The following is a 24213-nucleotide window of genomic DNA, read 5'->3' as shown; positions in this document are numbered from 1 at the left end:
CTCACTTCACCAGCGAAGCCAGCTCGCCCAGATTGAGTTCGAAGCTCACGCCGCGATCCTCGTAATGCGGCTGGTTGCGGGTGCTCTGCATCGCATGGCGCACGAATTCGCCGGCGATCTGCGCCGACTCCACAAGCGTGCGACCGGCCATTACCGCTCCGCATAGCGCCGAGGCGAAGGCGTCGCCGGTGCCGTGAATCATGAAGGGCAGCTTCTCGTGCGCCAGCTCACGCTTGGCCGCAACGCCGGTAGCAGCGCTTGCCACATAGTTGCGCAGCTGCCCGTCACCGCGATCGATGCCCTTGAGCACGATGTTCTTGGCACCGAGGTCGAGCAGCGCCTGCAGCACGGCGTCCACTTGCGCGTCGTCAAGATTCTGCCCGGCATACTTGCGCCCGGTGAGCAGGCTGGCTTCGGTCAGATTCGGCATCAGCACATCCGCGCCGTCGGCCAGCTGCGCCGTGGCCTTGCACAGCTCCTCGGTGTAGGTCGGGTACATTTCGCCGCCATCGCCCATCACCGGGTCGACCAGATGCAGCGCCTTGGGATACTCGCGATACAGCCGCTGGATGATGGCCACCTGCTCGGCCGAGCCGAGGAAGCCGCTGTAGACGCCGTCGAGATCGACATCCTCCTGCTTCCAGGCGTCGAGATACCCGCTCAAGATCTCCGTGGTGTCGTGGAAGGTGAACACCTTGTACTTGGTATGGGCCGAGAACAGGGCGGTCGGCACCGGGCAGACATCGCAGCCGGCCGCCGAAAGAATCGGAATCGCCGCCGTCAGCGAGCACTTGCCGTAGCCGCACATGTCGTGCACCGCCGCGACGCGCGGAATATAGCGCGGGTCGCGTTCGAACAATGTCACATCCTGAGCATCCTGAGTCATGAATAGCCTTTCTGTTGCACGCTCGGATGGCGTCTGGCCCGAATTGCCCGGAAACCATCCGAAGGATTCGCCGTATACGACTCTAGACCCTAGCCGTGCGCCGCTACGGGGCGTTTTCGCCATCCGTTCGCTCGGCGTGTCGGGCAGGTCTCAGGGCTTGCCGGCGACGTTTTGCGCACCAGAGTTTTCCGCGGTAATGCCACGTATCGCAACGTTTGCTAATCGGTTATAAGAGAACGCGATAGCGTCCAGCTTGCCGTTGAGCCGGCGAACGCCGTAGTCTCAGGTTATCGCTTCGCCAGACGCCCATAGCATCCCGACGAAGCGGGCCAACGTTCCACAACGCATCAACAAATCAACCAACAGAAGAGGATGACATGAGTGAGAGCAACCACCAGTACCGTTTCGAGACCCTGCAGCTGCACGTCGGCCAGGAGGAGGCCGATGCCGTAACCGATTCTCGGGCCGTGCCGATCTACGCGACCACGAGTTACGTGTTCCACAACTTCGACCATGCCGAGGCGCGATTCGGTCTGAAGGACCCGGGCAACATCTACGGCCGCCTGACCAACTCCACACAGGGCGTGTTCGAGGACCGCATCGCGGCGCTCGAAGGCGGCACTGCTGGTCTGGCCGTCGCTTCCGGCGCGGCTGCGGTCGAATATGCGGTGCGCAACATCACTCAGTCCGGCGATCATCTGGTCTCCTCCAAGAACGTGTACGGCGGCACTTATAACCTCTTCCGCCACACGCTGCCGCGCGACGGCGTCACCACCACCTTCGTCGACCCGGAGGTCCCGCAGAACTTCGAGGACGCCATCCAGGACAACACCAAGCTCGTCTACTTCGAGACCTTCGGCAACCCGAACGCCGACCTGCCCGACTTCGAGGCCATCGCCGAGATCGCGCATCGCCATCATCTGCCGGTGATTGTCGACAACACCTTCGCCACGCCTTATCTCTTCCGCCCGCTTGAGCACGGCGCGGACATCGTCGTGGAATCCGCCACGAAGTTCATCGGCGGCCACGGCACCACGCTGGGCGGCGTTGTCGTCGAGGGCGGCACGTTCAACTGGGCCGAGGTGCCGGGCAAGTTCCCGACGCTCACCGAGCCGGATCCCTCCTACCACGGCCTCAACTTCTACGAGGCGCTGGGCGGCGCGGCCTACGTCACCCGCATTCGCGCGATTCTGCTGCGCGACACCGGTGCGGTGATCAGCCCCTTCGCGGCCTTCCTGCTGCTGCAGGGCACCGAGACGCTTTCGCTGCGCGTCGAGCGCCATGTCGAGAACGCGCTCAAGGTCGTCAAGTACCTGCAGACCGTACCGGAAGTGGAGTCCGTCTCGCACCCCAGCATCGAGGGCAGGCGCGACCACGAGCTCTATCTCAAGTACTTCCCGAACGGCGCCGGCTCGATCTTCACCTTCGACATCAAGGGCGGCAAGGATGCGGCGCGCGTGTTCATCAACAATCTGCACTTGTTCAGCCTGCTCGCCAATGTCGCCGATGTGAAGAGCCTGGTGGTTCACCCGGCTTCGACCACCCATTCGCAGGAGACCGCTGAGGAGCTGGAGGACCAGGGCATCCACGAGGGCACGATTCGCCTGTCAATCGGCACCGAGAACATCGAGGATATCCTCGATGATCTGAAGGAAGGATTCGCGGCATTGCGCGAATCCGGTCTGGCGAAGTGACGCCGCAGTTCTTGGTATCACGGCATTTGGTGGCATGAAACGCATTCGCACAGCACGATAGCCGCCCGTCGGTTATAGAAGCTAAGCTGCTCGTCCAGAAACGTAATGATCTGGGCGGGCAGCTTAGTTTTGAAGGGATTGAAATGACAAAGGTTAGGCGACTCTTCGCTGCCACGATAGTTTTGGCCGCCGTGCTCTCGTTTGTAGCGCTTATCGGCAGCGGACCCGCTATGGCAGCGGGCTCTTCGAGCAATTCGAAGGACAACCCGTACGGTCTCGTCGAGCCGGGCGTGCTGCTCACCGGCACGCTGACCGATGCGCCGCCAAACGTGTACCTCAAAGACGGCAAGTTCACCGGCTTCGACAACGATCTGCTGGTTGCTGTCGCCAAGAAGCTCAATTTGAAGGTTGAGTTCGTCGGCACCGAGTTCAGCTCGCTGCTGACGCAGGTGGCGCGGGGCAAATTCGACGTCGGCTCTTCATCCATCAGCATCACGGAAGAGCGGAAGCAGACCGTCGATTTCACAAATCGCTATGACTTCGGCTACTTGGGCCTTATCGCCCCGGCCGGCTCTCCTGTCAAGTCGTTCAACGATTTGGCGGGCAAGCGCGTCGCCGTGGTGCAGGGAACGGTGCAAGACGACTATGCGACCCGCAAGAAGCTGAACCCGGTTCGCGTCAATGATTACAATGCGGCGCTCAACCAGCTGCGCACGGGCGGGGCTGCCGCGTGGATAGCTCCTGCCGAGATCGGCGAGAAGAGCGCCAAGGAGTCTGGCGGCAAGCTTGCCGCAGTCGATTCGGTGCTTGATCCCGGCGGCATGGCATACGCCGTGGCACCGGGCAACAATGCCCTGCGTGAGGCGCTGAACAAGGGCCTTGACGAGGTCGTCGCCGACGGCACCTGGCTGAAGCTGCAAAAACAGTATTACCCGGGGCGCGCGATTCCGAAGGAATTTGTGCCGGGCTCAGGGAAGGGCTCCATCGAGAAGCCCACGAGTAACAGAGCCAGCTCAGCCAGCGGCAGTTCGCTGGGGTCGGTGTGGTCGGCGTTCTTCGATTTCAATGCCATGAAGAAGGCGTTCCCCGATCTTCTGAAGGTGGGGCTTCCGAACACGCTGATACTCGCGGTGACGTCGGGCGTCATCGGCACGATTCTGGGTCTCCTGCTCGCGGTCGCGGGCCTGTCTCGACACCGCTGGCTGCGGTGGCCCGCTCGGGTCTACACCGATATCTTCCGCGGCCTGCCTGCGGCGGTCACCATCCTGCTGATCGGCGTCGGCTTTGCCCCGCTCGGCATCGAGCTGTGGGGTCCAAATCCCTATCCGCTGGGCATCCTCGCCCTGTCGCTGATCGCGAGCGCCTACATCGGCGAGATTTTCCGATCCGGCATTCAGAGCGTTGACAAGGGGCAGAACGAGGCAGCTCGCGCAATCGGTTTCTCGAGCGGCGCGTCAATGCGTCTCGTCGTGATTCCGCAGGGCATCAGGCGGGTGCTACCCGCGCTCGTGAACCAGTTCATCGCGCTCATCAAAGACTCCTCGCTGATTTACTTCCTGGGTCTTCTCGCCAGCCAGCGCGAGTTGTTCAGAATCGGTGCCGACGCTGCTGCGAACAGCGGTAACCAGTCGGCGCTGGTGCTCGCCGGGCTATTCTATCTTGCGATTACCGTGCCGCTGACCCACTATGTGAACCACATCGATAAGCGGCTGCGCGAGGGCAAGCCGGTCAAGCAGGACCCCGACGAGCAGGTGCCGAGCGGTGCCGAGTCTCGTGGCATCGCAAGCGCAACGGATAGCGAAACACAGAAGCAGGTGCAGGCATAATGACCGTGAACGAAACAACCGCCGTGACCAACGGATCAAAGACAGCGGCTCCGCAGCGCAAGGGCGTCAGCGTCGCACTCAACGACGTTCACCTTGCTTTCGGCTCGAATAAGGTGTTGCGTGGCATCAGCTTTGAAGTGCCCGCTGCCACGACCGCCTGCCTCATCGGTCCCTCGGGGTCGGGCAAATCGACGACGCTGCGTATCGTCAATAGGCTCGCCGAGCCGGATTCAGGCGATGTGCTGCTCGACGGTCGTTCGGTTCTCAGCGACAATCCCGACAAGCTGCGGCAGCGTGTGGGCATGGTATTCCAGCATTTCAATCTGTTTCCGCACAAGACCGTGCGCGAGAACGTCACGCTCGGGCTGATCAAGCTCAAGGGGCTTAACAAGGACGAGGCGAACGAGCGTGCGCTGCTCGAACTCGACAGGGTCGGACTTGGCCACAAGGCTGATGCACGCCCTGCGAGCCTGTCTGGCGGGCAGCAGCAGCGCGTCGCCATCGCCCGCGCACTCGCAATGGATCCCGAGGTGATGCTCTTCGACGAGGCCACTTCGGCGCTCGACCCCGAGCTCGTGAAGGGCGTCCTTGGCACTATTACCGAGCTTGCGGACTCAGGCATGACTCTGGTGGTGGTGACCCACGAAATGGGCTTCGCACGATCGGTCGCCGAACAGGTGATGTTCATGGATGAGGGGCGGATCATCGAGTCCGGCCATCCGGACCAGGTGTTTGAAGCCCCCAAGTCTGACCGTCTGCGTCACTTCCTGTCGCAGGTGCTCTAGATTAAGCGCACAGTTACGTTCCTATAGCCCTCATATAACTCCGTCTGCTTTTTCATAAGCCGAGCCCCTCTCTCATTCGCAAGGATGAGAGAGGGGCTCGGCTTTTTCGGTCTTGCGCATGATGTCGCCCGGCCGCTCGCTTGCGTAGCGTAAAAGGTGTTTCGAACAACAATGCTCTGAAACGCAACGAGCATCGAGTACGCAAGGAGAGCGAAGCGATGACAGGAAGCAATCCGGTGGCGATAGAAGCCATCAATCTGATGAAGGACTACGGGCGCGGCGAGAATGCGGTCCATGCGCTGCGCGGCGTGAATATCAGCTTTGAACAAGGGCGATTTACTGCGATCATGGGGCCCTCCGGCTCTGGAAAATCCACCCTGATGCATACCTTGGCCGGCCTCGATTCCGCCAGCGGCGGCAGAATCATCTTCGACGGGGCCGAGCTTACCTCGATGAACGACAATCAGCTGACGCTGCTGCGCCGGCACCGCGTCGGGTTCATCTTCCAGAGCTTCAACCTGTTGCCGATGTTCAGCGCCGAACAGAACATCCTGATGCCTCTGACTCTGGCCGGCGAGAAGCCAGACCGCTCATGGTTCAAGGTGCTCGTCGAGACCCTGGGCCTTGAAGGCCGCTTGAGCCACCGGCCCAATGAATTATCAGGCGGCCAGCAGCAGCGCGTCGCCATCGCACGCGCATTGATCAGCAAGCCAGCCGTCGTCTTCGCCGACGAACCGACCGGCAACCTCGACTCCGTGTCGAGCGCCGAAGTGCTCAGCTTCCTCAAGCAGTCGGTCAAGGAGCTGGGTCAGACCGTCATCATGGTTACCCATGACGCGGTTGCCGCCTCCTACGCCGACCGCGCCATCGTCTTCGCTGACGGCCGCATCGTGGCCGATGAAACCGATCCCGCCGCCGAACGTATGAGCGAGCTGCTTATGGAAGAGCGCGACCGCGTTACTCGAAGCAGCGCAGCGCCCACCGTTGCCCAGCGCATGTCCGACAGCCTGGCCGATACTAAGGACTTCCCATGTGGTCAGTGACTTTACAGCTTATGAAGAAAAGCCTGCGGATGCTCATTCCCGCAGGCATCGCCATCGTCATCGGCACGGCGTTCATCGCCAGCACCTTCCTCTTCGGCAACGCGATGAACAATTCGCTCAGCTCGCAGCTTCTGGCCTCGTTCGGCCAGGCGAATTACACCGTTGCGGCCAACAGCAATGCCTCGTCGGAAGATCAGCGGAGCCGTGCCGCCGCTGATTTCCATCTCGACGCGATGCGCGCAATCGACGGCGTCAATGGCGTGCGAGCCGATGCGCGAGCGAATATCGAGGCCAGCAAGGCAGGCAAGCATATTTCGGCCGTCGCCATCGGGGGAGCGAACGATGCAAAACTGCTTCCGGTGACCGTCTCCCAAGGCAGGCAGCCGAAAACCAGCAATGAGATCGTGCTTTCCTCGGGCACGGCGCAGCAGTTGGGCGCGAGCGTCGGCGATGCCGTCGAAATCAGCGGGCAGGCTTCCAGCGCCCCGGATGGCCAGAGTGGCCCGGGAGCTTCGCCGTCTGGCGAAACAGCCCAGACCATGCAGGTCGTGGGCCTGAGCGACGATCCGAATGGCGCCTTCGCGTATTACGGGGGAGCGGCGATTGTGAACGATGCCGATTTGGCGGCCCTTCAAGGCTTGCCGAGCTTCGATGCGGTTCAGGTCCCCGGGCTGTATCTCGATGTCAATCCGGCCCAGGCCGACGCCGCCCTTGCGCGCATCCGGCCGCTGCTGCCCCAGAACTTCACCGTCCAATCGCGTCAGGCTGCCTCGGAAACGGCTCTCAAGCAGATGAACGGGGGCGGCATGAGCCCGGTGACTGTATTCCTGATGATTTTCGGCGTCATCGCAATGCTCGTGGCCGCGCTGGTCATCGCCAACACCTTCCAGGTTCTGGTCGCGCAGCGCCGACGCACCTTCGCATTGCTGCGCACGATTGGCGCGAAACGAGGCCAGATCTACCGTTCGGTGATTCTCGAAGCGATGCTGCTTGGCCTGGTGTCCTCGCTGATCGGCATCGGCGCGGGCATCGGCATCATAGCACTGGCGGTGCGCTCGGATGCCTTGGGCAAGGCGCTTACCGGCGCATCGACCCATGCCTCGCTGGTCATCACCGCGCCGGTTATCGCCGTCCCGCTGGCGTTCGGCGTCCTGATGACCGTGCTGGCTTCGCTTGGCTCGGCCCGCGCGTCCACCAAGGTCACCCCGCTTGAAGCCTTGCGGCCGATGGAACTCAGCGAAGCCGCGTCGACCGGGCACCGCCTGCGTACGGCTTTCGGCGCGCTGATTGCCTTTGCCGGCGTGGCGCTGGCGGCGTTCTCCGTCGTGCGTATGCACGGTTACATCAGCGCGGGGGAGCCTACGCAAGGCTCCGGCGCCAACGGATATTCGATTATCCTGCTCATCGCAATCGCCGGGTGCGTGGCTGTTTTCCTCGGTCTTGCGCTGACTGCCGCCTCATGGCTGCCCAAGCTGATGAAAGGCGCTGGCACGCTGGTTTCCTGGGCTGGACCATCGGCCAAAATCGCGAACGCGAACGTCCAGAAGAACCCGCGCCGCGTCGCCGCCACCGGCTTGGCGCTGCTGATTGGCGTGACACTGGTCTCGACCATCGCGACTGGGGCCGCCAGCGGCAAGGAGACGATGAACAATGCGCTCAATACGCGCTACAGCGTCGATCTGGTGGTGACGGGATATGGTTTGAATCAGCGCTCCGCCAGCAAGATATCGGCTGTGCCGGGCATCTCCCACACGCTGTATGCGCCTGTTGCGACTGGCACAGTCGAGGAATCAGGCCATAAGTATTCGACGCTGCTGGTCGGCGTGGCTGACGCTGGCAAGCTGCAATCGGTGATGCATGCGAATCTCGGCGGCGTGCAGATCGCCGGGAAACGCGCGCTGTTCCCCAAGTACTCCGCGTTAAGCGGCAAGGCGATGGACCTCAAAGACACTGCGACCTTCCGGGCGGGTGACGGTGGTGAAGCCGCGCATACTGGTTCTGTTTCTGACTCAGGCAAGAATGCAGGGAAGGCACTGTCGCTATCGGTCGACCAGAGCGATTTCAGGCAAGTGTCCGACAATTACGACGCTGTGGTTTTCGTGGATGATGCGCTCTTTGCATCGGGCACGCTGACGGCGCAAAGCCACATGCTGCTGGCCTCAGTCGATCCGCATGCCACGAATCTTGTGGACACCGTTCAGAAGGCGCAGGCCGCGCTCGGCTCCGATTCCGGGGTGAGCCTGACCGGGCCAATCGCCAAGCGGATAAGCTGGGAGGGCATCGTCAACACCATGATGACGCTGCTGATCGGGCTGCTTGCGGTCGCGGTGCTGATCGCGCTGATTGGCGTGGCTAACACCCTGAGCCTGTCCGTCATCGAGCGGACGCGCGAATCAGCCACCTTGCGCGCCATCGGCATGACGAGAAGCCAGCTGCGGCGCTCCCTGTCCGTAGAAGCGCTGCTTATCGCGCTGGTCAGCGGACTGGCAGGCATCGCGCTCGGCACGCTATTCGGCTGGCTGGGCTCCTACATCGTCTTCAGCCTCTACGGAGACGTCGCGCTGCCCTTTGACTGGAAGACCAACGGCATCGTGCTAGTGGTTGCGGCTGTTGCCGCGCTGCTCGCCAGCGTATTCCCGGCGAGGCGCGCACTGAAAACCGCTCCGGTGGAAGCGCTCGCCGAAGCGTAATCTGGTCGGTGTTCTGGGAGTGTGACTCACACTTTTTAATTTCACCCGAAAAGTGTGAGTCACATGAACATTTCATGTTTGGTTTTTATTCATAAAAACGTTGAAATTCCGCCATTATGGTGCTTAAAAGCTCGCATCTTCCTTGTTCGTTTGACTCGCACTTTTTCCGCTGAACTCAAAAAGTGTGAGCCGAAAACCGGCTATGCCTCAATCAGCCCGTTTTCATACGCGAACACGACGGCCTGAACGCGGTCGCGGGCGTTGATCTTCGCCAGAATATGAGCCACATGCGTTTTGACCGTCGGCAGGCTGATGAACAGCTTGTCGGCGATCTCCTGATTCGATAGGCCGTGGGCGATTTCGATGAGCACTTCGAGTTCGCGCTCGGTCAGGTCGTCCAGCTCCGGGTCAGTGTAGCGAGCTGGCACCGAAGTGTTTCCATCGGTTTGCGCTCCGTAGAGCAGGCCGTGCTGCTGCCCATTCATTCCGCTTTGGCCGTTCTGCATATTCGGCCCAGTGCCGGCGATCTCCCCATCCAGCATCTTCTCGATAAGCCGTTTGGTCGCGGTCGGCGCGATGATCGCATTGCCCTGGAAGACCGTGCGAATCGAATTGAGCAGCGTCTCCGGCTCAGTGTCTTTAAGCAGGAAACCTGAGGCTCCGGCGTTGATGGCGGACATCACGTATTCGTCGAGGTCGAAGGTCGTGAGAATGATGACATGTGTCGTCTGCGTTGTTTGCGGGTCGTAACCGTTGTTCTGCACCTTGTCATCCGGATTCGGCGGCACGGTATTCATCGCGCTGATGCGCCGCGTCGCCTCGATGCCGTCCATGCCGGGCATGCGCACGTCCATCAGCACCACATCGGGGTGCAGCGTTTCCGACAGCGCCACCGCCTGTGCGCCATCATTGGCCTGCGCCACCACTTGCATGTCGGCCTGCGAGCCAATCACCATCGAGAACCCCGCCCGCACGAGTTCCTGATCATCCGCAATGATTACCCGTATCCGCCGCATTTCGCTCATGCCCCCACTCTAGCGAACCGGGTGACTCTTGCGCGGCCGCGACTCTCGGAATTCATTATCCGGCACCGTCATCCAGTTCAGCGCTTGATGAGTCATCCGCCATAATGTTCACGTGATATTCATCCTGCGGACGCGAATCGAGCCGTGCAGACCTCTACGATGGAGACGATACGATAAGAACAGTTCATAACACCGGGGTTTGCGATGATTGATGTGCCAGAGCGATCAACAATGAAATTGACAAGCACCGAAAAACGCTGGATCGTCTACGATGTCGGCAATTCCGCCTTCGTGCTGCTTTCGACCGCCGTGGTGCCGATCTATGCGAACTCCCTGCTGCATGCGGCGGGAAAGACCAACATCGTGTCGACCTGGGGCTACGCCCAGACCATCGTCTCGATCGTCATTGCACTGCTGATGCCAGTGCTCGGCTCGATCGCCGACGTGCAAGGCATGAAAATCCGCTTCTTCCTCGGCTTCTTCGGCACGGGCGCGGTGGCGTGCTGCGCACTGGCCGTGCCCCTGGCATGGCTGCCGTTCCTGATTGTCTTCATGCTGGCCACCATTGGCCTGAACGGGTCGCTAACCTTCTACGATTCGATGCTGGTCGACACGACGTCCAACGAGCGGATGGACAAGGTCTCGGCGCACGGCTTCGGCTGGGGATACATTGGCTCGACGGTGCCGTTCATCCTGTGCATCGCGCTGATTTTCGCCGGTCCTGCGGCGTTCGGATGGAGCACGGCGGCCTGCACGAGAGCGTCCTTCATCATCACGGCGATCTGGTGGGCGGTGTTCACCATCCCGCTTCTGACGAGCTACAGGCAGACCCATTACCGCACGACCGCCGATCACATCGGCGAGGCCGTCCGCAGCTCCTTCACCGAACTCGGCCACACCTTCACCAGAATCGTGAAGAACAAGCCACTGTGGATGTTCATGCTCGCGTTCTTCTTCTATATCGACGCGGTCAATACCGTGATCTCGATGAGCACCTCCTACGCCACCCAGCTCGGCATCAATTCCACGCAGCTGGTGATCGCGCTGCTGGTCACCCAGTTCGTCGCCTTTCCCTGCTCGATCTGGTACGGGAAGCTCGCCGGGCACTTCGGCACGAAGACGATGATCATGGTCGGAACGGCCGCCTACCTGTTCATCGTCTTCTTTGCCGCATTCTTCATGCGCACCGCCGTCGATTTCTGGATTCTCGCCATTGCCGTCGGCGTGTTCCAAGGCGGCATCCAGGCCATGTCGCGCTCGTATTACAGCAAGATCATCCCCAAGGACCACGCGAACGAATACTTCGGTTTCTACGACATCTTCGGCAAGACCGCCTCGATTCTCGGCACCTTCCTCGTCGCCACGGCTACTGCCTTGACCGGCAACGCCTCGATAGGCGTCCTCTCCATCGCCGCCCTGCTGCTCGTGGCCCTCGTGCTGCTCGCCCTGCAAAAGGACCTCACCAAGCAGCAGTAGGCGATGCGATGATTTACCAAGCATCTGTGTTTATGCGCAATAAGATGTCATCTGGAAAGAGCTGGAAGCTCGTCAGCGGCCTTTCAACCATCATTTTTCGTGCTGGCTACATTTATTAAGCAGATTTCGCCTGAATCACAGCGAGAACAGCATGGTGATTGGAAAATGATTCTTACGAATCGGCAGAATTTCGCCATTGTGAGTTGGCAGGTTTCGGCTGTCTACTTTCGTACCTGCTTAATAGACGAAAAATCTGCTGAATAGATGCGAATAGTTTTTAGCATAATTATGCTAATCTTTTCATGGAGGCGATTGACATGACTATGCATCAGGAAAAGATCAGGCCGGTTTCGGATCTGCGCAATAATTTCGCGGATATCTCGAAAACGGTTCATGACACGGGCGAGCCGGTGTTTCTGACCAAAAACGGATTTGGTGACATGGTCGTGCTGAGCATGGAAGCCTACGAGAATCTGCAGTTCGACAGTCAGGTGTATTCGCATTTGCTTGAGGCGGAGCGCCAGGCCAAAGTGGACAAGCGCCGGTTCAGCACCAAGGACACGTTGAAGATGCTCAAGGATGCTATCGCCGGAGCCTCAGGTGTATGACGTCGTTGTGCTTCCCTCGGCTTTGGCTGATATGAGCGATGCGGTTCGCTATATCGCGACTGAGCTTGGCGAACCGAGAACTGCCGAGCGTCTCGCGGATGCCTTCATGGCTGCGGCTGACTCCTTGGGCGAGTATCCGTATTCACACCGCGTGTACGCTCCGATTCGCCCGCTTGCGCAGGAGTATCGCAGAGTAGCGGTCGGCAACTATTTGATGTTCTATCGTGTTGACGAACCTTCCCAGACTGTCACAGTGGCGGCGGTGATGTACGCGCGCCGCGACATCGCCACGCATCTTGAGGGCGAGCGATAGATATGAGTTCCGCGCCCTTGGGAAGACAATAGTTAGGTTAATCGTTATCGCAAACGAAATGATTGTGGGCCTGACGATTCAATGAATCGTCAGGCCCACAATCATGTGCGAAACCTGAGTTATCGCGGCATATTGCCTATTGCAACACGCTATCTACGGCAATGAAACCGTCAGCATGAACAGGAAAGTACTGAAGGCGCTGACGATTTCACTGCGATAGGTTTCGTGGCTTTATCGTAACGCTACGATCTCACAGATCTTCCGGCTTCACGTAACCCTTGCGCACGGCGGCTGCGAGCGTCTGCGGCACCTGCACGGTTTCGCCTTCGGGCGTGCGCACGGTGGCGAGCTGCGGAACTTCGGCCTTCCACTGCGAACGACGCGCATGGGTGTTGGCTCGCGATGTCTTATACTTTGGCAGTGCCATCAGCCTTGCCTCGCTTTCCAACGCGGATTTTTCTTATTGATGACGTACAGGTGGCCCCTGCGTCGCACGATGGACGAGCCGTCCTTGTGCGCCAGGGAGCGAATTGACGCTTTGACTTTCATGGGGTGATTCCTTTCGGATTGATGATTGCTACATCGACAGGGGGAGCGCAGCCAACGGCCAGCGCTCAGGCCTGCGACTTGGTGCGCTTGCCGTAGCGGGCGTTGAACTTCTGCACCTGGCCGGCCGTGTCGAGCACGACGTTCTTGCCGGTGTAGAAGGGATGGCTGTACGAGGAGACTTCCACGTTCACCAGCGGATAGGTGTTGCCGTCCTCCCATTCGATGGTCGGCAGCTGCGAAGCCTTGGCTACCAGCGTCGACTTGGTGAGGAAGGAACGGTTCGCGGAACGGTCGTGGAAGACGACGTAGCCGTATGCGGGATGGATATCTGTTTTCATATGATTCCTTATTTGTCAGAATTGATTGCTGGGCGCGCTTGTAAGGCAGCGTCCGAACCGCGAAAAGGTCACCAGCTGGACTTGGTGACTCCTGGCAGCTCGCCGCGATGGGCTTTCTCGCGCAGATTGATGCGGGAGAGGCCGAATTTGCGGTTGAACGCGCGCGGGCGCCCGTCGATGCTGTCTCGGTTGCGCAGCCGCACTGGGCTGGCGTTGCGGGGCAGTGCATGCAGCTTGCGCATGGCCTCCTCGCGCTCCTCGGCGCTCAGATGCGGGTTGACGCTGTCGCGCTTGTATTCGGCGCGGCGCTCGGCGTATTTGGCGACGGTTTCTTCCCGCTGCCGTTCTCGATATATCTTGCTGGTCTTGGCCATGCTTGATTCCTTAGGATTGCTTGATGATGTGAGATTGTTGATGCGTTATGCGTTGATACGCTCACGCGCGAACGCATAACGCGAGGCTCGCGCGAAAGACGCGAATCAGCGCGTTTCGCGGAAGATGACGCGCGTGCGCACGACGGGGTCGAACTTGAGCAGTTCGAGACGGTCCGGCGTGTTCCTGCGGTTCTTCGTGGTGGTGTAGGTCGATCCGGTTCCTGCGGTCGAACGCATGGTGATGATGGGTCGAACCACTGATGCTTTGCTGGCCATGAACAATCCTTTCTGATGCTGTGTGTACGTGCCGTGTAGCGCTTTATGGGCTGAGACTGCTGATCTGCGATGCAGACGTATGCCAGTCTCCGCTAGCATCCTGAAATGCTAGAGAAAACCGGCGCGCGAAAACATGACTTCGTCAGTGTTCGCTGTGAGCGAATTAACGAAGGAACTGCCGCTTATCGCGCCTGGTTGAGATCGATGAAGCCCTTGGCCTGCGCCTGGGCGAGTGCTGCCTCGATGCCGACGCGGCTGATGGTCTTGATGCCCTTGGTGCTTACTGTCAGCGTGATGTGGCGCTGCAGCGAAGGCACCCAATAGCGCTTGCTTTGCAGGTTCGGCTTGAAGGTACGACGGGTTTTGCGATGCGAGTGGGATACGTTGTTGCCGGTTGAGACATGCGCGCCCAGAATTTGACATTGTTTGGTCATATCTGCCAATATAACAAACGAGAATCGTTATCACAAGTTGAAGGGATGTCATGTCTGATTCCTTGATATCGCGCCCAGAGGCATCGCGCAATCGCAATGCCGCTCCGGCAACGTCCTTGGACGTCGTGCTGCTCACAGGAGCGGACCGGCTGTCGATGGATTCCGTGGCGTTTTCGCTGATGGACACCTGCGAGGCCGCGTATGGCATCACATACGATGTGCGCGTCAGCGCCGACGCCCTCGACGCGCTTAAAAGCCTCGACCCCGAGCAGCCGGCTGCCGATATGGAAGTGCTGCGCATCGTGAGCATGCCGGGAGCTGACATCGGCCTGCTCAGCTCGGACACGGAAGTGTGCCCGATGAGCGATTGCTGCCTGACCTGCACCGTCAAACATGATGCGGCCAAAATGCTCGAGCGCTTGAGCGGTCGCACCGGCATCGTGCTCATCTCCCTGCCGCTAGGCGTCGAGGGCACGCCCGTCGCGCAGTATCTCGATGATGTGTTCAGCCTCAACGAGTGGGGCGCCGGCATGCGTATCGCCACCATCGCCAATGCCGTTGGCCTTGATGAATTCGAGGAGCGTTTCTTCGACGACGAGCCGCTGTGCCTGTCCGGCACCAGCGAAGAGGATGGGGTGTTCGACGCCCGGTCGACCGGTGCTGTGGTCTCGCGTCTGATCTGCGAAGCCGGGCAGGTGCTTGAGCTTCCGGTGGTTGGCGCTGGCTGCCTGGCGCGGCACGTCGATGCCGATGGCGATTGCCGCTGCCGTGACATCATCCGCGCCATCGCCGACCCGAATGCCACAGTCTGCGAGGATGTGCACGAGGTCACGCTGCGCGGCCTGGTCGAGCAGGGACAGAAACAAGAGCAGGAGCAAAAGGAAAAGCAGGAGCTTAGCGTATCTCCGCAGTGAGCTTGGTGATTTCAGTGGCCTCAGCGAGTGGCCGATTTCAGCGAGCGGACGTGAGTGCATGATTGGGATTCTGCGGCGGGTATCGCATGCAATGAATCGTATGCAATAAGCCGCAAGAAATGAGCCGCACTGGCGGCGTGACTGACTGAAAACATGGACGAACACAGGCTAAGTCGTGCGCGCAGTCGTTTCGAACTGTTCGTCCAAATTCCTTGCAGGCTTGAGCTGCATACTGTGACCACTTTCGTTGCCATCGCCATGAGCGCTACCATGAGCAGCGCCGGACTGTGCGGCATCGCTGAATCCGGTCTCGCGCAGCACGCCGAGCAATTGGCGCATATCGGCAAGTGCGGAGCGCCCGCGTGAGCCAATATCCTCGAACGCCGAAGCCAGGTCCTGCGGCGAGGGCTGCTCGCCGCGTGATTCGAGGTCATCCAGCATCCGCAGCCCTGCGACCGCCTGATCGATCACGCCGGTCAGCGTGTGCGTGACCTCGGCCTGAATAGACGCGCTGATGCGGTCGCGTTCGAGATTGGCCGCCAAAATCTTCTGCTGCTCGCGTTCGGCGCGCAACGCCTCTTCGCGCGAGCGCAGCACCAAGGCATTCGAGCCGCTGGCGCGCACCCAGAGGCCTAGCGCAATGGTTCCCGCGCACAGCATGGCCAGGACGATGGCGAAGCCGCCACCGGAGGCCAGCGCCTCCCATTGCGATCTATCGTAGGTGTAATGGTTGCCATTGCTGGTGCCGAGCATTGCAATGAAAATCGAATCGTAGCCGCTGGGAAGGGCCACTTTCACGCCAAACAGCGCCACATTGACAAGAACCGCAGCCCATACCCATCGGCGGGCGCGGGCGCGGCCGTAGACGATGACCGAGTACAGCGAAAGCAGCGCGAATATATTCGAGGTCAGCATAGGCGAGTAGAACACCAGCTGCAGCGCTGAGAAAATCGCCACGCAGGCGGCGCTGAATTCCGGGGCCTGCCGTCGTAGAGCGAGCGGCAGAAGACTCACGATGCTCAGCATCCAGACGACTATCATGCTTTCGTGGGGATAGCGGAAGAGGTCAACGTAATCGATTGCGCAGGAGAACACGATGAGGCACAGCATGATGAGAATATCAATCAGCAAGTAGTGCCGCTCGCTCCATTGCGACAGCCGCTCGACCCAGTTGAAGCGACCCTCGCTTTGGGGCAACGCCTGGTCTAACGGTTTGGAGCGCAGCATCTGCATGATGTCGCTGAGCCTTGTTTTGAGCACAATCGAGAAATCAAGTTCGTGGGATATGTCGTCATGAGATATACCGTCGTGAGGTACGTCGTTATGGGGCAGCTTGTTATGAGACAGTTCGTCGTGCGACAACGCCGCATGCGGCGGCTCGTTGCCGGATATAGCGCTGTTTACGCCGCTGGCTTCGGTGTTTGCGTTGAAGTGAGTGCTGCTGGCTGAGCTGTCGATAATGCGCGATGCGGCAGCGCCTGTCTCGTTGCCATTGCCGGTCTCGGCGTTGCACGGTGCCTCGTAGTGTGCGCTTTGGGCTTCGGAGCGTGGAGCACTGCCGAATTCGGTGTCGGTACTGTCGAAGTCGTTACTGTCGAAAGCGATGCTTGAAGATTTGTTTATTTCCGCGGCATCGTATAAGCGTCCTACATTGTCTCGATTCCGATTATTTGCGTCGCCGTTATCCACAACGCTCTGAGCCGCAGTCTGGCCGCTATATGGCACGAATGCGTGCACGGCAAAACCGCCGCTGAGCTGAGGCCCTGCGGAAAGCGTGCCACGCGCCGCCTCGATGCGCTCGCGCATGCCGATGAGCCCGTAGCCGCTCGCGTGCCCGTCGAGCGCGGCTCCTGCGCCGCGCCCGTCATCGCTGATAGTCAGTTCCACGCCTGATTCGACCCATGTCTCGCTGATGAGGACCTTGACTTTCGGCCCGGCGTATTTGCGGATATTCGTCAGTGATTCCTGCACGACATGGTATAGCGCGGCGCTCGCCTTGGCATCGAGCTGGTCGGACGCTGGCGTTCCTGCAACTCGACGTGTGAAACGGCAGTCTGGCGATGCTGCCCTCGCCTGTGCCAGCAGCGTGTCGATATCGTGGTAATCAGCGTGCGTGGATCCGCCGAGTGCCCCGAGTACCCGCCGCATGTCGTGCAGCGCATGCTCCGATTCATGGCGTATCGTCTCCATGGTCGAGCGCGCAACAGCCGGGTCATGGGTGCCGGCGTAGCGCCCGCCGTCGGATTGCACGATGATGATCGAAAGCGTATGCGCCACCACGTCGTGCATGTCTCGGGCGATACGGGCTCGCTCAGCCAGTGCGGCGATGCGTCGCTCCTCGCCCTCCCGCGCTTCGATGGAGGCGTTGCGCTCCTGCAATAGACGCACCGTGGCGAGCCGCGCCCGGGTCCAGTAGGCGATGATGACGGTCGACGCCAGGCACACGCCAATCGCCACGCCGAATGAGCCTGCCGACACGGCGAATTGGCCGAAGCAGCCGCTGAAGCTCCCGAAGATATCTCCATAGCTACCTGTCTTCCCAGCCACGCATTGCGACTTGGGAAACACTGAGGCGGGGCCGATAACGGATGCCCATGCCATGATGAGTGCGGCCATTGCGCCCACGCAGCAAGCTAGCACGACAAAGCGTCGCGTAAGCGCAGGTTTGCCGTAGACGATCACCGAATACAGCATGACCAAGGCGAGACAGTCAGTGAGCACAATGGACGGTCCTGCGATGAGCTGCACGACCGACAGCATGGCAAAAGCCCCAGCGGCTAGCTCGGGCTTCCAACGCCGCAGCGGCACCGGAAGAATCAGCGCGATGCCCCACAGCACCTGCGAGTACGCACCGTGATAGGCCAGCAGCCCCTCGGTTTTGGGAACCCCCGTATTGATGGCGAGCAGCAGCAGAATGCCCAAGGCAAGCAGCACGTCAGAAGGGAGGATGCATCTGCGGCACCATGCGATAAACCCTCTCAGTCTGCTCATTCCTCAAGGCTAACGCAATGGAACGCCTAGGGCCATCATGCTGCGGGATGATGCACATGTCCGCGCGTATGGGTGATATGGACAGCACTTAAGGAACGCACAATAACGAACGCGCAATAACGCAAGACAACACAAGGCGACGGAAGACACCGCAAGGTAACGCACAGTACCGAGCACTGCACGGTACCGCAGAAAGGACGCGACGCATGACATTGCTGCATGAATACTACATTCCGGGGCTGCATATCGAGGAGCATTCGATTCCGGTGCCGCTCGACTGGTCTGGCAAGGTGCCCGGAGACTATAGCCGAGCGTCCGATGACTCGCTCAGCCTGTTCTACCGCGTGGTCAGCGCGCCCGAGCATGCACATGATGCCAAGCTTCCGCTGCTGGTGTATCTGCAGGGCGGGCCCGGGGGAGCGGGACCGCGGCCGATCAACCCGTCAGATGATGGCTGGATAGCCGAGGCGATCAAGCATTTTCGCGTCATTCTGCCCGATCAGCGCGGCACCGGCCGTTCCTCGCATGTCAATGCGCAGATCATGGCCCGTTTCGAGCGGCCCGAAGACCAAGCGGCGCATCTCAAGCATTTCCTGGCCGACTCGATTGTGCGCGATTTCGAGCATCTGCGTCGCACCGAGTTCGACGCTGCCCCTTGGGTGACGCTCGGGCAGAGCTATGGCGGATTTCTGACCCTGACCTATCTTTCCCTCTTTCCCCAAGGGCTTGCGGCGAGCTTCACCTGCGGCGGCATCCCGCATGTGCCGGCCGATGCGCGCGAGGTCTACGAGCATACCTTCCCGCGCATGGCCGCCAAGACGCGGCAATACTATGACCGCTATCCGCAGGATCGCGCGCGGGTTGCGGCCGTTGCCGAACGGCTCGAATATGCCAGCGGCGATGACGCGACCTTGCTCACGCAGCCCACGCTCCCCAATGGCGACCCGCTGAGCGTCGAGCGTTTGCAAACCCTCGGCGGCAGCTTCGGCATGAAGCCGAGCTTCGAGCGCGTGCATTGGATCTTCGACGGTGCCTTCCTCGACGGCGACGGCGAGCCAAGCGACGAATCTGTGCTGTCGAGCGAGTTCCTGGCTGCTGTCGAGTCGGCCACGGCGTCGAACCCGCTGTACTGGCCGCTGCAGGAGTTCATCTATGCCGACGGCGAATTGGAGCAGCCGATCGGCTGGGCCGCGCAGCAGGTGCGCGACGAGCATCCCGAGTTCGGCACCGAGCAACGGCCGTTGCTGTTCACCGGCGAGGCGATATTCCCGTGGATGTTCGAGCAGGAACGTGCGCTGCGGCCCTTCCGCGCTGCGATGGATGTGCTCATGGCCGACACGCATTTCGGCACGATATACGACGCGGCGCAGTTGGCGCGCAACGAAGTGCCGTTGCAGTCGGCGGTGTACTTCGACGATATGTACGTCGACTCCGGCCTGCAGCTCGACACCCTGTCGCGTATCGGACGCTCGCATTACTGGGTTACCAACGAGTTCGAGCATGACGGGCTGCATGGCGACACGGTATTCCGGCGGCTCTATGGCGAAGCGCTTGATCGCGGCGACTTGGCCGGCGTGTTTCTGTGATTATCTGTAATTAGCATGCCCCCATTACCATGGTCAGATAAGACGCCACAACAATCACAACAACTAGAAAATAGCACCGCACGCGGATGCGGACGAAAGGAATGTTCATGGACAAGCCGGTTATAGGATTCATCGGATACGGCAACATGGCTCAGGCCATCGCTCAAGGCCTGGTCAACGCTGGCGTGGTGCCAGGGGAGCAGATTGTGGCCTGCGCCGGCCATTTCGACAAACTTGAGCGCAACACGGCGGCTCTTGGCGCACAGTCCAAGCATGATGCCGCCGAAGTCGTCGAAGCTGCCGATATCGTGGTCATCGCCGTCAAGCCCTATCAGATCGAAGGTGTGCTCGGCCCGGTGACCGAACAGCTCAAGAGCGGCAAACCGGTCATCGTCTCCATTGCCGGTGGCTGGGGCTTGGAGCAATACCGTGAGCTGCTGGGCGACGGAGTGCATGTGCAGTGCGCGATTCCGAACACGCCCATCGCCGTGGGCAAGGGCATTCTGGTCACCGAAGAGTCGAACACGCTCAGCGATGAGGAATCCAAGACCTTCGAGGAGATTTTCTCGCCGATTGCGCAGATCGAGCGCGTCGACAGCGAGCACTTGGGCATCGCCACCGATATCGCAGGCTGCGCTCCGGCGTTTACCGCCATGTACATCGAGGCGCTCGGCGACGCCGGCGTGCAGCACGGTCTACAGCGCGCAACCGCCTACCGCCTAGCTGCTGCGATGGCCGAAGGCGTCGGCGCACTGTATCTGGCTACCGGAACCCATCCCGGCGCGATGAAGGACGCCGTCTGCTCGCCTGGCGGCACCACCATCCGTGGCGTCGTGCAGCTGGAAAAGGACGGCTTCCGCGGCAGCGTCATTGACGCCATTAATGCCATAGAGGCGTAATGCGCACTATGCACCGGACTTTTTGCGTAGTGCGCACATAACGAACATGCGTAGTGGCAGCGAAATCAATGATGTAGCTGCCACTACGCATGTTCACGTCAGCTGGCCAGCCAGCGTATGCTAATTTAGTGCGCACTACTCATAATGCATCCCGAGTAGTGCGCACCATCTGCCAGCTTCTAGCCAATAATCACATCCTGCGGCTTGATGTCACTGGTGAAGGAAGGCGCGAGCTCCTGCTCATAGGCCGTGCGGAAGAAGCCATTGGCTGTGAGCTGCTTGATCCTCGTGTTAACCCAGTTCAGCAGGCTGGCGTTGCCCTTCTTCACGGCAGGCGCAATGGTCGACTCGTCGCCGAGCTTCTTGATGCCTACGGTGTAGCCAGGATTGTCTTTGGCCCAAGCATAGAGATACGTGTTATCGTCCGCCAGAGCGGCTACGCGACCATCCTTGAAGGCTTGGAACTGCTGGGTTTTGGAATCGAACTTCTGCAGGTTCACATCCGGGTACTGCTGGGTGAAGAAGGTTTCTGCCGTCGTGCCTTTGGTCACTGCCAGATCCTTGCCTTTGAGCTGGTCAGGACTGGTGATCTTGGCTTTGTCGGGGGAGACCACGCCGATGGAGACCTTCATGTATGGTTCGGCGAAATCGACGACCTGCTTGCGTTCATCGGTGACAGTGAAGTTGGCGAGCACCAGATCCACCTTGTCGGATTTGAGCGAATCCACGCGGCCATCGGCGTTTACCTGCACCCAGTTGACCTTGACGCCCAGATCCTTGGCGAGTTGGTTGCCGAGCGCGACATCGTAGCCGGCCCGCGTGCCGTCATTCTTCACGTAGCCGTACGGCGGCAGATCACCGAAGGTGGCGATGCGAATCGTGCCGTCCTTCTTGATCTGCTCGACCGTTCGCCCTTGCTGGGACGAGTCATTGCCTGATGCGTTGCCGCCATTGGATCCGTTGCCCGAGCCGCATGCGGCCACGGCGAGCAGCATTGCCCCGGCGAGAAGCGCGGCGGATGTTTTTTTGAAGATGGACATCATATTCCCTTCGTTGTGTTGGATACCATCAAATTTTTCTGGTCGAAGGCGGAGCGTGCGACCGCGACTAGCGTATAAGAGGCGCTGCGGAATCCGTGAGGAATCGCCGTGGTGCCAGCGCATCGTTCCTGCCGTATCATTCCGCGGCCACCGGAGACATGCTTTCCAGGAAACGCTTCGCCCGATCAGTTTGCGGAGACGAGAAGAAGGCGCCGCCGGGCTGACGTTCGAGAATCACGCCGTCTTCGAGGAACATGACCGTATCGGCTACACGCCGGGCGAATTCCATTTCGTGCGTGACCACGATCATCGTCATGCGGCGTTTGGCGAGCCGAAGCATGAGTTCGAGCACTTCGCGCACCATCTCCGGGTCGAGTGAGGCAGTCACCTCATCGAACAGCATAAGCTCCGGGTTCATCGCCAGAGCCCGCACGATGGCGATGCGCTGCTTCTGACCTCCCGAAAGCTCTCTCGGATAGGAGTCCTTGTATTGCGACAGCTGCACATCGGCCAGCAGCCGGTTCATCTGCTCGTCGACTTCGGCTTTGGCCCGCTTCTGCACGGCGGTGGGACCCAGCTCGATGTTCTTGGCGACGCTGAGATTCGGGAACAGGTCGTAGCTTTGGAACACCATGCCGATGCGCGTGCGCAGCTTGCGCCACGCCTTCTCGCTGTTGCGCGGCACTGGCTGGCCGTTGAAACTGATTTCGCCATCCTGGATGTCTTCGAGGCCGTTCAGGCACCGGATCAGCGTGGACTTGCCCGAACCGGAAGGGCCGACGAGCACGACGACCTCGCCTGGCGTCACATCGAAGCTGATGTCCTTGAGCACCTCGTGGCTGCCGTAGGACTTTCTCAAGTGCCGTACGGAAAGCAGCGGCGCGGCGGCTGCGGCTGCGGCGTCCACTGTGCCGATAGTTGTGCCGATATGCGCAGTGCCGGCAGTCATGTTGAGAGCTGCGTTGACGTTGACGGTGGAATCACTCATGATTGCGCTCCTTGGCACGACGTTCCAACGCCTTGGCAGCCATCGACAGCGGCCAGCAGACGAGGAAATACAAGAGGAAGATGAAGCCGTAGACCCAGAATGCGGCGTCGGGGTGAGCCGTGCGATTGGCCTCCATGATCTGCTGGCCGACGGTGACCACGTCGATGACGCTGATAAGCAGCAGCAGCGACGTGGTTTTGATCACGCGGGTCGCGAGATTGATGGTGGCAGGAATCATCATGCCGATTGACTGCGGAATGCGTACGAACCACAGAAGCTGCAGTCCGCCCATGCCGAGCGCCTTGCCTGCGTCGACCTGATGATCCGGCACGGAAATCAGCGCACCGCGCACGATATCGCTGATCTCTGCAGAGACCCACAGCCCGAAGGCGACCACCGCCACGGTCGTGCCATCGACTTGCACGCCGAGTTCGCGGGGCAGAATGTAGTACGCGAGAAACAGAATCACCAGCGTCGGTATAATCCGGAAGAATTCGAGGTAGACGCGCAGTATGGCGCGCAATGCCGGGTTGCGCAGAATGCGCAGCGCCCCGATCAGCACGCCCAGGGGGATGCCGACAAGCAGCGCCAATCCTGCGATAGATGCGGAAGTCCACAGCCCGGACATCAGCCGGGCGAAATTGTCCCCAGTGAACAGCACGCTCGCGCCGCCGCTCAGGCTCAGATTCATGCCCATGCTCTCAGTTATCACCGAAAGTGCCACGGCGGACCCTCCTTTCCAGCAAGGTCAGGATGACCGACAGCGGTATGAGGATGATTGCGTAGGCGATGACCAGCTGTAGCAGGTATTCGTCGGTGCGGTAGTACATGCCGATGAGATCCCTGGCGGTATTCGTCAGCTCCGGCACGGCGATGACAGTGAATACGGAGGTTTCCTTGACGATGAAGATCGCGTTCGCGGCGACCGCTGGCACGCTGCGCGTCAGCCCCTGTGGCAGCGTCACATGCCGAATCATCTGCATAGGAGAGAGCCCCAAGGCGCGCGCCGATTCGGTCTGCACGCTGGGAATCGCGTCGAACCCGCCTTGGAACGCGCCCGACATATACGCTGCGCCGAGGATGGACATGCCGATGATCGCGCAGGTTTCAGCGTTCCACTTGATGCCGATGGTCGGGAACGCATAATACAGAAAGAACAGCTGGATGAGCAGGGGAGTGTTGCGAAACAGCTCCTCGATGGTCGCGCTGGCCTGGGAGAGCACAGGGACACGGTATTCGCGCACGAGTGCAAGGATAAGACCCAGCAGCGAGGCGAAGACGATGCTGACGGCTGAGAGTCTGAGCGTCAGCAGGAACGCCCGCGCGAACAGCGGCAGGCTCGCCGAGATGATGGTCCAGCTCACGCTCGCTCCTTCCCGTGTTCAGCCATGCGTTGCGCCTCTCTGGCATCGCCTGCGGGTGCCGCCGATGTTTCGGCCATTTGTTTCGAATATGTTTACAACATGTTTCCGATAGCC

General features: G+C 60.3%; 23 protein-coding genes and 2 pseudogenes. 11 read left to right on the top strand and 14 right to left on the bottom strand.

Going from position 1 to position 24213, the window contains the following annotated elements:
• Position 1: 1 nt before the first annotated feature.
• On the bottom strand, positions 2 to 886 hold the full coding sequence (locus tag LKK40_RS00445; protein ID WP_304308268.1) for a pyridoxamine kinase: 885 nt from the start codon (positions 884 to 886) through the stop codon (positions 2 to 4).
• 377 nt (positions 887 to 1263) lie between these two features.
• Here LKK40_RS00445 and LKK40_RS00440 point away from each other — a divergent pair, with 377 nt between their 5' ends.
• The 5 genes from LKK40_RS00440 to LKK40_RS00420 all read left to right on the top strand — a co-directional run bounded on the left by LKK40_RS00440 (position 1264) and on the right by LKK40_RS00420 (position 8924).
• The gene (locus LKK40_RS00440) at positions 1264 to 2580 is read left to right on the top strand and encodes an O-acetylhomoserine aminocarboxypropyltransferase/cysteine synthase family protein (protein ID WP_304308266.1); all 1317 of its coding nucleotides are present in this window, start codon (positions 1264 to 1266) and stop codon (positions 2578 to 2580) included.
• Positions 2581 to 2723: 143 nt separating this feature from the next.
• Complete coding sequence (locus tag LKK40_RS00435; protein ID WP_304308264.1) at positions 2724 to 4406, top strand: ABC transporter substrate-binding protein/permease; 1683 nt, start codon at positions 2724 to 2726, stop codon at positions 4404 to 4406.
• On the top strand, positions 4406 to 5191 hold the full coding sequence (locus LKK40_RS00430; protein ID WP_434735118.1) for an amino acid ABC transporter ATP-binding protein: 786 nt from the start codon (positions 4406 to 4408) through the stop codon (positions 5189 to 5191). Before LKK40_RS00435 ends, LKK40_RS00430 begins: the two co-directional genes overlap by 1 nt.
• Positions 5192 to 5409: 218 nt before the next feature.
• Complete coding sequence (locus tag LKK40_RS00425; protein WP_273194973.1) at positions 5410 to 6234, top strand: ABC transporter ATP-binding protein; 825 nt, start codon at positions 5410 to 5412, stop codon at positions 6232 to 6234.
• A complete protein-coding gene (locus tag LKK40_RS00420) occupies positions 6222 to 8924 on the top strand; it encodes an ABC transporter permease (RefSeq protein WP_304308260.1) in 2703 nt (900 codons plus the stop codon). The genes LKK40_RS00425 and LKK40_RS00420 overlap by 13 nt, the downstream gene beginning before the upstream one ends.
• Positions 8925 to 9124: 200 nt before the next feature.
• Here LKK40_RS00420 and LKK40_RS10740 read toward each other — a convergent pair.
• Both LKK40_RS10740 and LKK40_RS10735 read right to left on the bottom strand, forming a co-directional pair.
• A pseudogene (locus LKK40_RS10740) lies at positions 9125 to 9307 on the bottom strand (response regulator transcription factor); the annotation flags it as partial.
• Positions 9308 to 9459: 152 nt separating this feature from the next.
• A pseudogene (locus LKK40_RS10735) lies at positions 9460 to 9949 on the bottom strand (response regulator); the annotation flags it as partial.
• 231 nt (positions 9950 to 10180) lie between these two features.
• Between LKK40_RS10735 and LKK40_RS00410 the strand changes: the two are divergent.
• From LKK40_RS00410 to LKK40_RS00400, 3 genes are all read left to right on the top strand, one after another.
• Entirely contained in the window at positions 10181 to 11425 is a 1245-nt protein-coding gene (locus LKK40_RS00410; RefSeq protein WP_434735086.1) for an MFS transporter, read from the top strand.
• A gap of 317 nt (positions 11426 to 11742) precedes the next feature.
• Entirely contained in the window at positions 11743 to 12033 is a 291-nt protein-coding gene (locus tag LKK40_RS00405) for a type II toxin-antitoxin system Phd/YefM family antitoxin (RefSeq protein WP_304308254.1), read from the top strand.
• A complete protein-coding gene (locus LKK40_RS00400; RefSeq protein WP_304308252.1) occupies positions 12005 to 12346 on the top strand; it encodes a type II toxin-antitoxin system RelE/ParE family toxin in 342 nt (113 codons plus the stop codon). The genes LKK40_RS00405 and LKK40_RS00400 overlap by 29 nt, the downstream gene beginning before the upstream one ends.
• A 250-nt stretch (positions 12347 to 12596) precedes the next feature.
• Here LKK40_RS00400 and rpmF read toward each other — a convergent pair whose 3' ends face one another.
• The 6 genes from rpmF to rpmB all read right to left on the bottom strand — a co-directional run bounded on the left by rpmF (position 12597) and on the right by rpmB (position 14317).
• Positions 12597 to 12773, bottom strand: coding sequence for a 50S ribosomal protein L32 (rpmF, locus tag LKK40_RS00395; protein WP_024462823.1), 177 nt, complete (start codon positions 12771 to 12773; stop codon positions 12597 to 12599).
• The gene (gene ykgO, locus LKK40_RS00390; protein ID WP_024462824.1) at positions 12773 to 12895 is read right to left on the bottom strand and encodes a type B 50S ribosomal protein L36; all 123 of its coding nucleotides are present in this window, start codon (positions 12893 to 12895) and stop codon (positions 12773 to 12775) included. Before ykgO ends, rpmF begins: the two co-directional genes overlap by 1 nt.
• Before the next feature lie 65 nt (positions 12896 to 12960).
• Positions 12961 to 13233: a type B 50S ribosomal protein L31 gene (locus tag LKK40_RS00385; protein WP_152579990.1), complete on the bottom strand. Its 273-nt coding sequence runs from the start codon at positions 13231 to 13233 to the stop codon at positions 12961 to 12963.
• Between the two features lie 68 nt (positions 13234 to 13301).
• Positions 13302 to 13607: a 30S ribosomal protein S14 gene (gene rpsN / locus LKK40_RS00380; protein WP_152579989.1), complete on the bottom strand. Its 306-nt coding sequence runs from the start codon at positions 13605 to 13607 to the stop codon at positions 13302 to 13304.
• A gap of 105 nt (positions 13608 to 13712) precedes the next feature.
• Entirely contained in the window at positions 13713 to 13883 is a 171-nt protein-coding gene (gene rpmG / locus LKK40_RS00375) for a 50S ribosomal protein L33 (protein WP_304308250.1), read from the bottom strand.
• Between the two features lie 182 nt (positions 13884 to 14065).
• Entirely contained in the window at positions 14066 to 14317 is a 252-nt protein-coding gene (gene rpmB / locus LKK40_RS00370; protein ID WP_152579988.1) for a 50S ribosomal protein L28, read from the bottom strand.
• Positions 14318 to 14367: 50 nt separating this feature from the next.
• On the opposite strand from rpmB, the gene LKK40_RS00365 reads away from it, so the two are divergent.
• Positions 14368 to 15231 carry a hypothetical protein gene (locus tag LKK40_RS00365; RefSeq protein WP_304308248.1) on the top strand — a complete coding sequence of 288 codons (864 nt, stop codon included), beginning with the start codon at positions 14368 to 14370 and terminating at the stop codon, positions 15229 to 15231.
• Positions 15232 to 15399: 168 nt separating this feature from the next.
• Here the strand turns inward: LKK40_RS00365 and LKK40_RS00360 are convergent, their stop codons facing one another.
• Positions 15400 to 18222: a sensor histidine kinase gene (locus LKK40_RS00360; RefSeq protein WP_304308246.1), complete on the bottom strand. Its 2823-nt coding sequence runs from the start codon at positions 18220 to 18222 to the stop codon at positions 15400 to 15402.
• A gap of 206 nt (positions 18223 to 18428) precedes the next feature.
• On the opposite strand from LKK40_RS00360, the gene LKK40_RS00355 reads away from it, so the two are divergent.
• Together LKK40_RS00355 and proC are read left to right on the top strand one after the other, a co-directional pair.
• On the top strand, positions 18429 to 19808 hold the full coding sequence (locus tag LKK40_RS00355; protein WP_304308244.1) for an alpha/beta fold hydrolase: 1380 nt from the start codon (positions 18429 to 18431) through the stop codon (positions 19806 to 19808).
• 107 nt (positions 19809 to 19915) lie between these two features.
• Positions 19916 to 20707: a pyrroline-5-carboxylate reductase gene (gene proC / locus LKK40_RS00350; RefSeq protein WP_304308242.1), complete on the top strand. Its 792-nt coding sequence runs from the start codon at positions 19916 to 19918 to the stop codon at positions 20705 to 20707.
• A 179-nt stretch (positions 20708 to 20886) separates the two neighbouring features.
• Here the strand turns inward: proC and LKK40_RS00345 are convergent, their stop codons facing one another.
• The 4 genes from LKK40_RS00345 to LKK40_RS00330 all read right to left on the bottom strand — a co-directional run bounded on the left by LKK40_RS00345 (position 20887) and on the right by LKK40_RS00330 (position 24099).
• Positions 20887 to 21747: a transporter substrate-binding domain-containing protein gene (locus tag LKK40_RS00345; RefSeq protein WP_304316427.1), complete on the bottom strand. Its 861-nt coding sequence runs from the start codon at positions 21745 to 21747 to the stop codon at positions 20887 to 20889.
• Between the two features lie 136 nt (positions 21748 to 21883).
• Positions 21884 to 22735 carry an amino acid ABC transporter ATP-binding protein gene (locus tag LKK40_RS00340; RefSeq protein ID WP_304308239.1) on the bottom strand — a complete coding sequence of 284 codons (852 nt, stop codon included), beginning with the start codon at positions 22733 to 22735 and terminating at the stop codon, positions 21884 to 21886.
• Complete coding sequence (locus LKK40_RS00335) at positions 22728 to 23459, bottom strand: amino acid ABC transporter permease (RefSeq protein WP_304308237.1); 732 nt, start codon at positions 23457 to 23459, stop codon at positions 22728 to 22730. The genes LKK40_RS00340 and LKK40_RS00335 overlap by 8 nt, the downstream gene beginning before the upstream one ends.
• Positions 23437 to 24099, bottom strand: coding sequence for an amino acid ABC transporter permease (locus LKK40_RS00330; protein ID WP_304308235.1), 663 nt, complete (start codon positions 24097 to 24099; stop codon positions 23437 to 23439). Before LKK40_RS00330 ends, LKK40_RS00335 begins: the two co-directional genes overlap by 23 nt.
• Positions 24100 to 24213: the final 114 nt, after the last annotated feature.

This window comes from Bifidobacterium tibiigranuli (assembly GCF_022655035.1).
In the GTDB taxonomy this organism is placed as follows: domain Bacteria; phylum Actinomycetota; class Actinomycetes; order Actinomycetales; family Bifidobacteriaceae; genus Bifidobacterium; species Bifidobacterium tibiigranuli_A.
Note: the sequence above shows the minus strand (reverse complement) of the source record. Positions and strands in the feature narration are given on the sequence as shown.